Source organism: Enterococcus pingfangensis (assembly GCF_005405205.1).
Lineage (GTDB): Bacteria > Bacillota > Bacilli > Lactobacillales > Enterococcaceae > Enterococcus_A > Enterococcus_A pingfangensis.
In genome coordinates, this window is sequence record NZ_BJDP01000019.1 from 1 (window position 1) to 14,896 (window position 14,896).

The following is a 14,896-nucleotide window of genomic DNA, read 5'->3' on the forward strand; positions in this document are numbered from 1 at the left end:
ATCCATCCTCTCGTAGATAAGTTTAATTTATTTCTGTCTCTACGAAAAGTTGTCTAAGATTTGATACTAACACCAATCATTGTAATCTTCATCAAAACCTGGTAGATCCTGCTTTTTCACAGATTGAACTAAATAATCATTGTAATCCCAATGATCTAGTGGGGTTACTTGGTCACGATCTCCATAAAAAACTAAGTCTGTATTTTTAGGATATTTTGTTTTTTTACTAGTTTCCTCCTTTTCAGATACAGCGCTTGCATTTTCTGTTGTTGAGTTTGTACTTTTTTGTGTTTTTTCTGCCATTAATCACTCACTCCTTAATATTTAATACAAAAACATCATAATTTACAACGTTGTAAATGTAAAGGCTTTTTTAGTAAAAAAACAGCTTTAATAAAACACTGCTATAAGTACATTTCTTTTTATTGCTCACTTTATCACTATAATATTTTACAACGTTGTAAAATATTATAGTGATAAAAAACAGCAGACTATTCATCAAGGAGAATTGCTGTTTCTTATATTAAGGATTTTCAATTTTTAAAACAGAACCACGTTCAATTAACTTTGGATAGAATAGTCGAGTACAATCTTCTGATTTTTTTTCAATTATCGAAACTAAAGCTGTAACCCCACTGTTTATGACTTTATCCATCGGATCTTCTACCGAAGTCAGTGGAATTGCCAAGTCCTCAATTAGGTCCATATTATTATAACCAATCATACCATAATCTCGCCCTAAACTCAGTCCATATTTTGAAAACTCATTAATCATCGAAATAGCGACTTTATCTTGCTCTACAAAAAAGGCTGTAAAATTTCTCAAAAAATTTAATCGTTCTTGGACTAACTGTCTAGCTGCTGAAAATGTCATTGGAATTTCAACAATGGTTGGTGTAATTCCTACTTCACGAGTAGCCCGTAGATAGCCTTCCGTTCTCGCTGTATACATCTTCATCGCAGGGTCCTCAGCTTTGATAGCTAAAATTTGCCGATGACCGTATTCAATCAAGTGCTTCGTTGCAATGTACCCACCATATTCATCATCATCTAAAAACAAATTTAGATCACGCTCATTCATAAAAGTTGGATTGTAATAACAATAAACATGAGGAAACTTTTTTTCTGCTAAAAAATCATACTCTTCGCGAGTAACGGTACGAGAAAATATTATAATTCCATCAACCGTTTTTCCATTTACCATCCGAAAAATATTACTTTCACCATGAATTGTATTATGAGGCTGGATAAAAAAATCGTAACCTGACTCCTCAACCGCCTTAGTGGAAATACTCTGAATATTTCCAAAAAACCATTGATAATCCTTTGTATTGAACTGATTTGCTACTAAAATCCCAATCCGTTGTGTTTTTTGTTTAGCTAATCCACGAGCATTCGCATTGAAGACAAAACCAATTTTTTCTGCTTCTGCTAAAACTCGTAATCTTGTTTTTTCAGATACATTGGGATCATTATTCAAAGATTTCGAAACAGTTGAATAGCTAACGTTTAGTCGTTTAGCCAAATCCTTAATTGTTGCCATTTATTCATCTCCCATTAATCACTTATATCAAAAATTTAGCTCTTTAGAAATTGCCACAATCGATACTTTCAGTGTATACAAAAAAATTAAAACTGCAAAGCTTTTATCTGAGTTAATTTTTTAACCTGATTCTATTAGAAATCATTAAAGTTATTTAAATTATAATTTTGGATCAACCCCCCCCCCCCGTATCACACCCTACAATTTTCCAGCAAACATCCTTTTAGAATTCCTGTCCTATCAACTAAAATTTCAAAAATATCATTATTTATGATATGGTTCTCCCGCATTGATTCGGAATGTTCGATAGATTTGTTCTATTAGAATCAGGCGCATTAGTTGGTGCGGGTAGGTCATTTTTCCAAATGAGATTTGTGCGTTGCTACGTTTTAGGACTTGATCGCTCAAGCCTAATGAGCCGCCGATGACGAAAACGAATTGGCTTTTTCCGCTGGTTTGGAGTTTGTCTAATGTAGCTGCGAAAGCTTCACTGCTGGGATTCTCGCCATTGATTGCCAATGCGAGGACGTATTCTTGTTCTTTGATTTTAGCGAGGATTCGTTCGCCTTCTTTTGTTTTGACTTGGATCATCTCGGCGTCGCTGAGTTTTTCTGGCGCTTTTTCATCTGCTACTTCGATTAACGTGATCTTGCAATACTTTGATAAGCGTTTAGTATATTCTGAAATTCCTTGGACGAGGTACTTTTCTTTTAATTTTCCCACAGAAATAATTTTGATATTCATATTGTTCCACCTTTTTCCACTGAGTTATACACACTAGTCACAGGGTTATCCCCAGATTCAAGATCTTTTTAGCCTTTTTTAAGGCTGTTTATAATACAAACATATGTTTTCCACTGAGTTATCCCTATTATCCACAATTATGTGGATAACATAATTTAATTAATCAACAATCTTTTTCCTTAGTTTTCCACCGTTCTTGTGGAAAACGATTTTTCTTAATTTCTCTATATTTTCCTACAAAATTTTTTCATAAAAAAGTCAAATCGGTGTAGTAGACTTAACTTACAGAAAAATACTATACTCAATATAACTTAAATTATAGTAGAGGTGGAGGAAAAATATGATAAGAAAAGATATTACACCCACGCCAAAGAAATCAGCGGGTTTTTTTAGACGATTTGGGATTAGTTTGTTAGGTGGCATACTCGGCGCTGTTTTTACGATTGGGATTTTCTATGTGGCAAACGGCTCATTGCTTAGTCCAAATTCTCAAAGCACCAGCGGCTCGCCAAGTGCTGGTAATACAACTGTCAGCAATATGAAAGTAGATGTTAATTCTGATGTTACTGACGCTACCAGCAAGGTACAAGATGCGGTCGTTTCGGTCATCAACTTACAAACTCAGCAATCGGAAAGCGGCCTCAGCGGCTTTTCTGATATTTTCGGCAGCAGTGAAGAGCAATCAGAAAGTTCCGATGATCAGCTAGAAGAAGCGTCGGAAGGTTCTGGTGTCATCTATAAAGTAGAAGACAAGACTGCCTATATCGTAACGAACAATCATGTGGTGGAAAGCCAAGATGGCCTTGAAGTTCTATTGAAAGATGGTTCGAAAGTCAAAGCGACTTTGATTGGAACAGATGCGTATACTGACTTAGCTGTTTTGAAAGTTGAATCAGATAAAGTGGCAGATATCACAGCAGCTACTTTTGGTGATTCTAGCAATCTAAAAGTAGGCGAACCAGCAATTGCTTTAGGTTCTCCTCTTGGTTCTCAATATGCAAACTCAGTTACATCAGGGATCATTTCTTCCTTGAACCGTCAAGTCGTCAATCAAAATGAAGACGGACAAACGGTCAACATCAACGCGATCCAAACGGATGCTGCGATCAATCCCGGCAACTCTGGCGGACCGTTAGTAAACATGGCCGGTCAAGTAGTCGGAATCAACTCTAGCAAGATCGTCCAAACGGAATCAAATGTCAGTGTTGAAGGAATTGGTTTTGCCATTCCAAGTAACGATGTGGTCAATGTCATCAACCAACTGGAAAAAGACGGCAAAGTGATTCGACCTGCGCTTGGTATCTCAATGGTCAACCTATCTGATTTATCAACAGAACAATTGAGTGAAATCGTTAAAGTACCAAGCTCTGTTACGAATGGCGTTGTAATCGCAGAAGTTCAATCTTCTACACCCGCAGATCAAGCCGGTTTGAAAAAATATGATGTGATCACTAAGATTGGTGATACCGAAGTTTCAACTGGCGTCGAACTGCAATCGGCGTTGTACAAATACCAAGTTGGCGATACTGTAAAAATTACTTACTATCGTCAAGATAAGAAAGAGACTGTTTCAATTAAATTGAGTACTGATACAACTTCACTGCAATCTAATACCGAGCAACAAAGTAACAATTAAACAAAAAAAATTCCGTTGAGCTGACTCAACGGAATTTTTTATTTGCCTATTTCAAATTTTTCACCGATCTTAGCATCTTCAGCTAGAACTAAGATTCCTTTTTTCTCTGGCGCATTCGGCAGATGGAGTTCTTTAGCTGAACAAATCATTCCAAAACTATCAACACCGCGCAAGTTTCCTGGCCAAATCATTTGACCATCCGGCATCATCGCACCTGGTTTTGCGACGACAACTTTTTGTCCTGCCGCAATATTCGGCGCACCGCAAACGATTTGCAAGGTCTTACCGCCGTCGATCTCTGTTTCAGTAATATGCAAGTGGTCTGAATCGGGATGTGGGACACAAGTCTTCACATAACCCACTACAAATTTTGGCGAAAGATCTGTTGCCAAACGTTCTTCAAAACCAGCTAGCTTCAACTGTTCATTTAAGATTTCGATTTCTTTTTCAGCCAATTCTACTTGCCCATTGCCATGAATCGTCAAATAGTTTGAAACATCAAAAAAGTTCCAGGCTACTGTTGTCCCATCCGTCGTTTGAATGCGGGCAACGTCCCCTTTTTTCTCGATAGCATTATCTTTGTTTTCATCATTTTTGACGATCACCATCAACGTGTCGCCAACATTTTGTTTATTATACGCAAAAATCACGGTTCTACCTCCAGTCATAGTCCTCTCGTATCTTAACAAATCTAGCAGGACTTTTGCATGAGTTTTTTTTCATTTCCAGCTTAGTAAATGAGTGCTCATTGTACAAATGATTCAATCAATACTATTTGTATACACAATTTTATGGACCACCAAAAATCTTTGCTGGTAGTTATTCTCTTTTTCTCCAAATAAAAAGCTGGACAAGCCAGCTTTTATTCAGCACTTGGATGAACGATCAAGACATCGCACAATGCTTCTTTGATAACGTAACTAGCTACGCTGCCCGTCATAAATCGTTCCACAGCATTCAGACCAGATTGTCCGACCATGATCAAATCAATGTCGTATTTTTCTGGCAATGTTTTTGCCATCGCTTCTTTCGCCGATCCATAGGCAATGATGCCTTCAATTTTGTTATAACCAAATTCAGCGCCAAAATCTTTGCATTCGTTGATCAAATCTTTCGCATCAGCGGCCAGCTGATCCATGATGTTCTGATTTAACGGTGAGTAGCTCATGAACGTATAGATTTGATGATCGATCACATTGGCTACATATACCGTTCCTTGATTTCGTTTAGCGACAGCTAGAGCCTTTTTGAAAGCTTCCATTGCTTGGTCGCTGCCATCGATTCCTACTAAGATGTTTTGATATGATTGTGTGAACATAACACTTTCCTACCCTTCTACTCGTTGCAAAAATTCAGCGATCTCATTTTTTGTTTTACGATTTTTATTGACTAAACGACCTAATTCTTCCCCGTCGTTCACTACGACAAAACTAGGGATTCCAAAAATATTCCACTCGGCCGCTACATCGATATACTCATCGCGATCGACTTGAATAAATTGGAACTGCGGGAATTCTGCTTCGATCTCCGGCATCTGCGGCTTGATAAAGTTGCAATCACCACACCAGCCCGCGGTAAAGAAGAAAACATTCTTTCCTTTTTCGGCATAACTAGCTAACTCTTCAATACTTTTAGGGATAATCATTTCGTCACGACCTTTTCTTTTACTATCTTGATTATACACTTTTCAATCTTTTTTGAGAAAGAAGGTCACTCATCGTCTTTCTTACCAGTCTTCGAGCGGATTTATGTTAAAATAAGATGAGTACGAAATGAAAGTGACAATTGCTGATTTCACTTTATCTTTTGAGAAAGTTAGTAAAAGAACAAGGAGGTTTGTATGATGGAGAAAGCCAAAAAATTTGTCCAAGGTCTCGCTATCGGCTCGTCGGTTGGATTAGTTGCCGGTATCGCTGCACATCATTATTACAAAAAGAAACAAAAAATGTCTCCCGATAAAGTTTTAGATCAAATCAAAGCTGATTTTTTGAAAGAAGGCCCGATCGAAGGTTCATGGATCTCTTTTGATACTGAACGGATGCAAAAATTTGCTATCACGATGGATATCCTTTCTGGTGGGATCACCCGTACAGAAGATGATCATTTAGTGGCGTATGAATTTAAAGCAGACGCTAAGACCGGTGCCGTTTTAAGTATTGATCGAATGATCGCTGGCTGATTGATTTATGATTTTTTAGCAAAAAAATGGGGTGTGACAAAAATCTTGTCACACCCCATTAGTATGTCTAACACAATTTAGGATTCAATTTGTTTTCCACTGAACCTTTTAATCTAATCAAACTTATTTTACTAAACGATAGATCGCATCAGCATAGATGACTGCAGAGTTTAAGATATCTTCAACAGACATATATTCATTGGCTTGATGCATCGTATCTTCAAAGCCAGGGAATTGTGCGCCGTATGCAACACCGCGTTCTAGTAAACGACCGAATGTTCCGCCGCCGATCACTTTTTCTTCGCCTTTAATCCCTGTGTGTTCTTCAAATGTATCCAACAAAGTAGCAACTAATGGATCATCTGCTGGTACGTAGTGAGGCAGCATGTGATGTCCGCCTTGAGTCACATTCACATCTGAACCGAATAATTCATCAAGTTTTGCTTTGATTTCTTCAGCTGATGTCCCTTTAGGGTAACGGAAATTCAACGTAATCCGGTTGTCATTATCTTGACCTTCTTTGAAGCTGAAGATGCCGGCGTTCATTGTTAATTCGCCCATTTTTTCGTTATCGAAATCAACGCCTAATTTTTTACCATAAACATCTTCATGGATATATTTTGCACTGTTTTCGATAAAGGCTTTTGCACCTTTGTCAAAGTCATAATTGTTTAAGAAAACAGCTAAGAAAGTTCCGGCGTTTGTCCCTAATTGAGGGCTGGCACCGTGAGCTGCTTTTCCGTCTAAATGTAAAGTAACAGTTGAACCAGACACTTCCGCTTTCCCGCTAACTGGATTGCTTTCAATGTAGTTCGCAAAATCTGCCGCAAATTTTTCAGCTGCTGCTGCATCCGTAATTGTTACTTCTGCAACGGCATTGCCTGGAACCATATTTTCACGCAGACCCGCTTCGAAACTTACTAAAACATACGTAGTTCCGTTTGTTCCGTCAAAATGAGGGATCATGGTCACATTCCCTTTTTCACCATTGATGATTGGGAAATATGCATCTGGTGAGAAACCAAAGTCAGGTTTTTCTTCATGTTCAAAGTAATAGTCCATGTCTCCCCAGCCGCTTTCTTCATCAGTACCGAAGACAAAACGGATTTTTTTAGAAACTGGCAAACCTAATTCTTTGATGATTTTAACTGCATAATAAGCCGCAACTGATGGGCCTTTATCATCGCTTGATCCACGAGCGTATAATTTTCCATCGCGAACTTCTGGTTCGTAAGGATCTGAATCCCAACCGTCGCCAGCAGGTACGACATCTAAGTGTCCAAAAATTCCTAATGTTTCATCTCCGTCACCGTAATCAAAATGACCGGCATAGTTGTCGACATTTTTTGTTTTGAAGCCATCGCGTTCTGCGATCTCAAGCATTTTTTCTAATGCTTCGACCGGTCCAGGTCCGAATGGTGCTTCTTTCGTTGCTTTGTCGTCTTCACGTTCACTTTTGATCCGTAATAAGGTGAATAGATCAGCTAATAGATCCTCTTTACGTGCGTCGACTTCTTTTTTAAAATCGATTGTCATTGAAAGATTCCTCCTTTAATTAAAACCACTATAATGATAGCACTCTATCCAATAGAATAACAATGATAACTCTTTAAGAAATACTGGGATAGACACTATTTTTCCCTTATAATAAACTCATAACGAATTTTGTCCCATTATTTTTCATAGAACCGCTTAAAAAAAATCAACCGAATGAAAGTAAGTGATGAAATGATCCGATTAAGCGAAAAGATTCTATCTAAAGTGATTACAAAACGACCAGAGATCTCTCACAAAGGAACCTTTGGCCGAGCTGTTCTGATCGGCGGCAACTCGCAATACGGCGGTGCGATCATCATGAGTGCAGAAGCCTGTATTAAAAGCGGCGCAGGACTTACAACGGTGATCACAGCGGCAAAAAATCACAGTCCCCTCCATGCTCGTTTGCCAGAGGCGATGGCGGTAACTTTTGAAGAGACCGCATTGATTGATTCTGTCTTAAAAACAGCGGCTGTCATTTTGATCGGTCCAGGTCTTGGTTTAGATCAAACCGCATTAAAGCTTTTACAAAAAGTATTAAAAAATCAACAAGCACAGCAATGGCTGGTGATCGACGGCTCGGCAATTTCGCTTTTTAGTGAATACCAATTAGCATTGAATTTCCCTGAGCAAACTGTTTTCACTCCGCATCAAGCTGAATGGGCACGGCTGAGCGGTCTGCCAATCAACGAACAGAATGAAGAAACTAATCGTGAGCAACAGGCGCGCCTAGGTGCTAAGATCGTATTAAAAAGTCATCGCACAACGATCTATGATCAAGCCGCCGCTTACTGTCAAAATCCCTTAGGTAATCCAGGGATGGCGACCGGCGGTATGGGGGATACTTTGGCTGGAATGATCACTGGTTTTTTGGCTCAGTTTGAAAAAAAGAGCGACACACTTGCAGCAGCAGTCTATCTGCACAGCTTGATTGGCGATGATTTAGCAAAAACAAATTATGTGGTCCTCCCCACTTCAATCAGCGAAGCATTGCCCCGCTATCTGAAAAAATACGCGAGCGAAAGGAAATGATTATGGAAAACTATCCCGGCTATTTGCGCAAACCTTTTTACTATGAAACAGACAAGATGGGAATCATCCATCATTCAAATTATATTCGCTGGTTTGAAGAAGCTCGTGTCGATGTGCTGACATTTATGGATTATCCTTTTGAAAAGATTGAAGCTGATGGAATCATGATCCCAGTCCTCGGTGTTAGTTGTAACTACAAAGAAATGGTCCGTTTCGGCGATGAAGTTTTGATCCGGCCAACCGTCACCAAATACACCGGTACACGCTTAGACTTTGACTATCATATCTATAACAGTGAAAAATTGGTGACGACGGGAAGGAGTCAGCATTGCTTCATGTCTTCTGAGTCTAATCGTTTAGTTCAGTTGCGCAAAACACATCCTGAGCTTCATCAATTATTTTTAGACTATTATGAAACGACCAAAGAAATAAATTAAGCCGCGGCAAATTGCTAGCGGCTTTTTTTTATGACAAAGTTATGATTAAAAAAAGCCAGCGGCACAAGCTACTGGCTTTAACTTTTTATTTATATTTTCTCTTCATGTACAAGTAGAAAGGAATCCCTAACGCTGTGATCAAGATACCGACCATCGCTAATTGGAATTGGTTGACTAATGTCATGATCAAGATAAATATGCCACCAATGATTGCGATAATTGGAATGATTGGGTAAAGCGGTACTTTGTAAGGACGAACCAAATCTGGTTCTGTTTTTCTTAATTTGATTACCGCGATAAATACTAATGTGTAGAAAATCCAGATAACGAAAATCAACATGTCAGTTAACATATCAAATCCGCCAGCCATCATTAAAACAATCGCGATTACTAATTCTAAGATACCAGCAACGTAAGGAACTTGGTTTTTATTTAATTTTACTAATTTGTCTGAGAATGGTAATTGTTTTTCAAGACCCATTGTGTAAGGAAGACGCATTCCGGTCATCGTATATCCGTTGATTGTTCCGTATACTGAAATCAAAATACCGATCGTTACTAATCTGCCGCCGATGCCGCCGAAAATAGTTTTCGCTACTTCCATCGCTGCATTTTCATTTCCTGCTAAAACAGAGATATCCATTGTACGTAGGAAAGCGAATTGAACTAATAAGTAAACGACCATGATTCCTAAGATCCCGCCAGCAATGGCACGAGGCAAGTCACGCGCTGGGTTCTTTAATTCGCCGGCGATGTTTCCGACGTGAATCCAGCCATCATAAGCAAACATTGTTGCTAATAGTCCTGCACCTAGCGCTGGAGCGAAGCCGCCAACATTTGCGCCTGCTTCAACAGGGAACAAGCTGACTGATACATCGCCTTGACGCAATAAGCCGAAGATAACGATCAATGCTAAAGGAACCAACTTACAAACTAAGGTGATTGATTGGAACATCCCGCCGGCTTTTGAGCCTAGGAAGTTGATCAACATAATAGATGTAGCTGCAATAATGGCAATTGGTACTAATAGTGATTGGCTCATATCAAACAAGTTGATGAACTGAGTAGCAAAGATAATTGCTAAGGCTGCTACGTTTGCTGGGAAATAAATAATAACTTGTGCCCAGCCTAGTAAGAAACTCCAAAACTCTCCATAGGCACGTTCGATATAACGCAACATCCCACCAGTTTCTGGAATAGCTGCTGCTAATTCTGCACCCGTTAAGCCGGCACAGACACTGATCAAGCCTCCTAGAAACCAAGATAACATATGTAAACTAGTTGATCCTGTTACCGTAGCAACACTGGCTGCTTTAAAGAATACTCCCGCTCCGATTACGGTACCCATTACCGTTGAAAGAGCCGGGAAGAACGTCATCGTCCGTTTCAATTCACCTTCGTGTGAACCAACGACATCTTGTTGGTTGTCTGACATAATTTTTCCTCCTTAATTTCGAAGCGACTGCTTGTTCACTTCTTAACTTGATTTTTAAAACAAATAGATAAAGTTATTAGATAAAAGAAACAGAATAAAAAATTGCGTTATACCAAGTATTTAATAACTTTTTTACTTGCCCAGATATTATTTTAACATGGGGAAAGAAAAAGGGAAACGTTATTTTAAACATTCCCTTTTTTCTCATTTACCCTTCATGTTTTATTAAGAAAGACCAACTATCTTAAGAATTTACACTGTCAAAAGATACTTTTGTTTCGACACCTTCAGCTTTAAATTTCGCTGATAATTTTTCTAACATTTCATCAGTCATCTTATCTAAATCGAAGCTTGGGCTGAAGTCCCATTCTTTACGTGCATCGCTGTCATCGATTGAATTTGGCCAAGAATTTGCGATACCTTGACGAACTGGATCTACATCATAGTTCAATTCAAATTCAGGGATCCGACGACGGATTGATGCTGCAATTTCTTCTGGTTCAAAGGACATTGCTGTAATATTGAATGAATTGCGGTGTTCCAAACGGCTTGCATCCGCATTCATTAATTTCACGATTCCTTCGATTGCATCGTCCATGTACATCATGTCCATGTTCGTGCCTTTATCGATAAATGATGTGTAAGATTTGTTTTTCAATGCTTCATAATAAATATCTACAGCGTAGTCTGTTGTTCCGCCGCCAGGTTCTACTTTGTATGAGATCAAGCCTGGGAAACGTACGGAACGAGTATCTACACCATATTTTGAATGATAGTAGTTTTCCAACAATTCGCCGGCAACTTTTGTTACACCGTACATAGTAGTTGGATGCATTACTGTGTCTTGCGGTGTGTTATCTGGTTCAGCATCTGGGCCGTAAGCTGCGATAGATGATGGAGCGAAGAATTTTGTTTCTGGTCCGATTTCACGAGCAACTTCTAATGCATTCATCAAGCCAGTCATATTTAGATTCCAAGCAAATGCTGGACGTTTTTCAGCAGTAGCTGAAAGCAATGCAGCTAAGTGAATAATTGTATCGACTTCATAGCGTTTTGCCATGTCTAAGAAACTATCGTGATCTGTTACGTCTAATTCTTCAAATTGTCCGCCTTCAACAACTGGGCTGCCTTCAATTGTACGAATATCCGTTGAGATAACATTTTCAACACCTAGATCTTTGCGTAGTCTTTCAGTTAATTCTGAACCGATTTGTCCTAATGCGCCTGTGATCAATACTTTTTTCATAAGTGTGATTTCCTCCCTAATTATCTTTCGTTTGTTTTTTTTATTTGATGATTCCTAATTCTTTACCGACTTTTTCGTAAACTTTGATTGCGTCATCCAACATTTCTTTTGTATGACCCGCATTTGGCATGTTACGTACACGGCCAGTTCCTAGTGGTACTGTTGGGAACACGATTGGTTTTACATAAACGCCGTTTTCTAATAATTTTTTAGAGAATTCTTGAGCTAATCTTTCATCACCAACGATTACTGGTGTGATTGGTGTTTCTGCATGGCCGATGTCATAGCCGATACGTTTTAATTCTGCTTTGAAGTAATTAGCATTTTCCCAAAGTGTTTCTACATATTCAGGATGTTCTTCAATCAATTCGATTGCCTTGATACAAGCGCCTGAAGCTCCTGGTGTTAATGAAGTTGAGAATAAGAATGGACGCGCTTGTGATTTTAACCAAGTGATCAATTGTTTTGTTCCGGCAACATATCCGCCGACAACGCCGATACCTTTTGATAATGTCCCCATTTGGAAATCAATATGATCTTGCATGCCGAAATGTTTAACTGTTCCGCGGCCTTCACCCATTACGCCAGTTCCATGAGCATCGTCAACGTAAGTGATGACATTGTATTTTTCACAGATTTCTACGATTTCAGGAATTTTAGCAACGTCGCCGTCCATTGAAAAGACACCGTCAGTGATGTACATTACTTTATTGTATTCGCCGCTTTCAGTTGCAGCTTTTGCTTTTGCTTCTAAATCTTCCATGTCTTGGTGTTTTACGCGGATGATTTTAGCGCCTGATAGACGACTGCCATCAATAATTGATGCGTGGTTCAATTCGTCAGAAAGGATCGCATCGCCTTTTTTCATGACTGCTGAGATTGCACCCATGTTACAGTTGAAGCCAGATTGGAAAGCGATTGCTGCTTCTGTTCCTTTGAATTCAGCAATTTTTTCTTCTAATTTTTGGTGAATGTCTAAAGTTCCGTTGATTGTCCGAACAGCACCGGCACCAGCACCATAATGTTTTGTTGCTTCTACGTCTGCTTCGATCAATTCAGGTCGAGTCGCAAATCCTAGATAGTTGTTAGAAGCTAAGTTGATCATTTTCTTTCCTTTAACAGTAATGATTGCACCATTGCTTCCTTCTAAAACATCAATTGTACTAAACAATCCTTTTTCTTTTAGATCTTCCAAGTTCGTTTCTAGAAATTGGTCAAGAACTTTTGAACTCATAACTATTCTCCTCCATACTATTTATTGCGCAATTAAAGTTGTTATTTATAAACTTTTAAAAAATAAACAGCCTAGATATTTGTTTGCGCTTTCTTAAATTACATACTTAGTTTATCGGCAGTTGATAACGTTTACAACTTTATATCTTGACAATTCTTTGAATTATCATAAAAGTTAGAGAGTTTCTAATTTGTTTTATTTAATAGCTGCAAAAGTTCTGTCCGATCTAAAAATCAACCATTTTTTTAATCCGTCGATTCCGTCAGAATATAAGTTTTTATATTCACAATCAAAGCGTTTATCACTTTAAAACAAATGATTTATCGCAGAAAAAGCTGGTATACCATTTAAATCATCACTAACACTTAACCGTATTTTTATCACAAAAATAAAAATATTTTTATGTAAAAGAAAAAAGGAGATGTCTTTTAGCGACGTCTCCTCTTCTAATCAAATTCAAATAAAACGTTTTTTATTTTTCATATAAATTCTGTTTATTGTTTTTTTCGCCTCCTTTTCACTGGAATTAGGCTAAGTTCTCCGAAAAAATTGACTGATCACGCCGATAAAGTGGTCCCTTTCGTCCATTTCTGCAGCAGCCGTTACGAAAATCGATTCACCGATTGATTCTTTTTATTTAATTCTAGAAAAATGAGGTTGTAACAGCAGTGGCAGCTTCTAGCAATTTCGGCATATTTCCCACGGAAGCTGTAGAACCATTTATTCAGAAAAAAAGTTGTGACAAAAATTTTGTCACAACCTCTTCAATCCTTATGGTAGATCATTTCCTGCTGCAAAGTAGACGTCATACCATTCTTGTTTTGTTAATGTTACTGCTGCGCCTGCTGCACTTTCTTTGATCCGAGTTGGATTCATCGTACCTAAGATCACTTGCATATTAGCCGGATGGCGTAAGATCCAACCAGTTGCGATCGCGTTTTTATTGGTATCGTATTTCTTTGCCAATTTTTCTAATTGTTCATTCAATTCTGGGAACTTGTCATTGTCGACAAACACCCCTTCGAAAAAGCCGTATTGGAATGGCGACCATGCTTGGATCGTCACACCTTTGCGTCGAGAAAATTCTAATACACCACCGTCATGGTCGAAAGAACGTGTATCCGTCATATTTGTGTGCATCCCGTAATCGATCATACCAGTATGCATGATTGAAAATTGCAATTGATTGATCAATAATTTTTGATCGACGTGTGCTTGCAACAATTGAAATTGTTCCGGATTAAAGTTAGATACACCAAAGTGACGCACTTTTCCGCTGACTTGTAAACTATCGAATGCTTCTGCGATTTCTTCTGGTTCCATCAACGGATCTGGGCGATGCAATAAGAAACTATCCAAATACTCAATGCCCATCCGTTCCAAAATACCATCGACTGAATCCAACAGATGTTGTTTTGAATAATCATATCGTTTATCAGCACCTGTTACGATACCGCCTTTTGATTGGATGAAAAATTTGTCGCGGGAGATTTTGGCTTCTTTCAGAGCTGCACCAAAAATCAATTCCGATTTTCCATCGCCGTACATATCTGCTGAATCAATAAAATTAATTTCACTTTCTAAAGCTGTCTCTAAAACTTCCGCCGCTTTCGTTGCAGTCAGCGCTGACATTCGCATAATCCCTAAAGCAATCGCTGAAGATTCCCAGTAGCTATTACCGATTTTTCGTTGTAACATTCTGTTCATCCCTTCTGAAAAAATATTTTTTTCTTACTATTAGAAGTATAGACTAATTTGGTCATAAAAAAAATCCCCCGCACTCAGAGGAACATTTTCTGATCGATCGTTTGAACAGCTGCTACTTGACCCGCCTCATTTTTCTCCGTATGCTTAATTTTGAAAGGGGCGTTTCG

The 14,896-nt window shown here is 38.6% G+C and carries 15 protein-coding genes; 4 read left to right on the forward strand and 11 right to left on the reverse strand.

All coding sequences use genetic code 11. The features are described 5' to 3' along the window. Positions 1 to 66: 66 nt before the first annotated feature. From FFM63_RS09500 to rlmH, 3 genes are all read right to left on the reverse strand, one after another. A complete protein-coding gene (locus FFM63_RS09500; RefSeq protein WP_137610052.1) occupies positions 67 to 303 on the reverse strand; it encodes a hypothetical protein in 237 nt (78 codons plus the stop codon). A 220-nt stretch (positions 304 to 523) separates the two neighbouring features. Continuing rightward, on the reverse strand, positions 524 to 1,543 hold the full coding sequence (locus FFM63_RS09505) for a LacI family DNA-binding transcriptional regulator (RefSeq protein WP_137610053.1): 1,020 nt from the start codon (positions 1,541 to 1,543) through the stop codon (positions 524 to 526). A 264-nt stretch (positions 1,544 to 1,807) separates the two neighbouring features. Then, entirely contained in the window at positions 1,808 to 2,287 is a 480-nt protein-coding gene (rlmH, locus tag FFM63_RS09510) for a 23S rRNA (pseudouridine(1915)-N(3))-methyltransferase RlmH (RefSeq protein ID WP_137610054.1), read from the reverse strand. Between the two features lie 340 nt (positions 2,288 to 2,627). On the opposite strand from rlmH, the gene FFM63_RS09515 reads away from it, so the two are divergent. Continuing rightward, on the forward strand, positions 2,628 to 3,923 hold the full coding sequence (locus FFM63_RS09515) for a S1C family serine protease (RefSeq protein WP_137610055.1): 1,296 nt from the start codon (positions 2,628 to 2,630) through the stop codon (positions 3,921 to 3,923). A 38-nt stretch (positions 3,924 to 3,961) separates the two neighbouring features. Here FFM63_RS09515 and ytpR read toward each other — a convergent pair whose 3' ends face one another. From ytpR to FFM63_RS09530, 3 genes are all read right to left on the reverse strand, one after another. Continuing rightward, positions 3,962 to 4,573, reverse strand: coding sequence for a YtpR family tRNA-binding protein (gene ytpR, locus FFM63_RS09520; RefSeq protein ID WP_137610056.1), 612 nt, complete (start codon positions 4,571 to 4,573; stop codon positions 3,962 to 3,964). Positions 4,574 to 4,785: 212 nt separating this feature from the next. Continuing rightward, positions 4,786 to 5,241 carry a universal stress protein gene (locus FFM63_RS09525; RefSeq protein ID WP_137610057.1) on the reverse strand — a complete coding sequence of 152 codons (456 nt, stop codon included), beginning with the start codon at positions 5,239 to 5,241 and terminating at the stop codon, positions 4,786 to 4,788. Positions 5,242 to 5,250: 9 nt separating this feature from the next. Next, on the reverse strand, positions 5,251 to 5,607 hold the full coding sequence (locus FFM63_RS09530) for a thioredoxin family protein (protein WP_281276914.1): 357 nt from the start codon (positions 5,605 to 5,607) through the stop codon (positions 5,251 to 5,253). Positions 5,608 to 5,766: 159 nt separating this feature from the next. Between FFM63_RS09530 and FFM63_RS09535 the strand changes: the two genes are divergently transcribed. Then, complete coding sequence (locus FFM63_RS09535) at positions 5,767 to 6,102, forward strand: hypothetical protein (RefSeq protein ID WP_137610073.1); 336 nt, start codon at positions 5,767 to 5,769, stop codon at positions 6,100 to 6,102. 123 nt (positions 6,103 to 6,225) lie between these two features. On the opposite strand, the gene pepV is transcribed toward FFM63_RS09535, so the two are convergent. Further along, positions 6,226 to 7,638, reverse strand: a complete 1,413-nt coding sequence (gene pepV, locus FFM63_RS09540) for a dipeptidase PepV (protein ID WP_137610059.1) — start codon at positions 7,636 to 7,638, stop codon at positions 6,226 to 6,228. A 192-nt stretch (positions 7,639 to 7,830) separates the two neighbouring features. Here pepV and FFM63_RS09545 point away from each other — a divergent pair, with 192 nt between their 5' ends. Together FFM63_RS09545 and FFM63_RS09550 are read left to right on the forward strand one after the other, a co-directional pair. Then, the gene (locus FFM63_RS09545) at positions 7,831 to 8,670 is read left to right on the forward strand and encodes an NAD(P)H-hydrate dehydratase (protein ID WP_137610060.1); all 840 of its coding nucleotides are present in this window, start codon (positions 7,831 to 7,833) and stop codon (positions 8,668 to 8,670) included. 2 nt (positions 8,671 to 8,672) lie between these two features. Further along, entirely contained in the window at positions 8,673 to 9,107 is a 435-nt protein-coding gene (locus FFM63_RS09550) for an acyl-CoA thioesterase (protein WP_137610061.1), read from the forward strand. Positions 9,108 to 9,192: 85 nt separating this feature from the next. Here FFM63_RS09550 and FFM63_RS09555 read toward each other — a convergent pair whose 3' ends face one another. The 4 genes from FFM63_RS09555 to FFM63_RS09570 form a co-directional block, all read right to left on the reverse strand. Next, complete coding sequence (locus FFM63_RS09555) at positions 9,193 to 10,542, reverse strand: APC family permease (protein WP_137610062.1); 1,350 nt, start codon at positions 10,540 to 10,542, stop codon at positions 9,193 to 9,195. A gap of 244 nt (positions 10,543 to 10,786) precedes the next feature. Further along, positions 10,787 to 11,788, reverse strand: a complete 1,002-nt coding sequence (locus tag FFM63_RS09560) for an NAD-dependent epimerase/dehydratase family protein (RefSeq protein ID WP_137610063.1) — start codon at positions 11,786 to 11,788, stop codon at positions 10,787 to 10,789. 40 nt (positions 11,789 to 11,828) lie between these two features. After that, positions 11,829 to 13,022 (reverse strand): glycine C-acetyltransferase, encoded by a 1,194-nt coding sequence (locus FFM63_RS09565; protein WP_137610064.1) that lies wholly within the window; start codon positions 13,020 to 13,022, stop codon positions 11,829 to 11,831. Between the two features lie 771 nt (positions 13,023 to 13,793). Beyond that, a complete protein-coding gene (locus FFM63_RS09570) occupies positions 13,794 to 14,720 on the reverse strand; it encodes an aldo/keto reductase (RefSeq protein WP_137610065.1) in 927 nt (308 codons plus the stop codon). Positions 14,721 to 14,896: the final 176 nt, after the last annotated feature.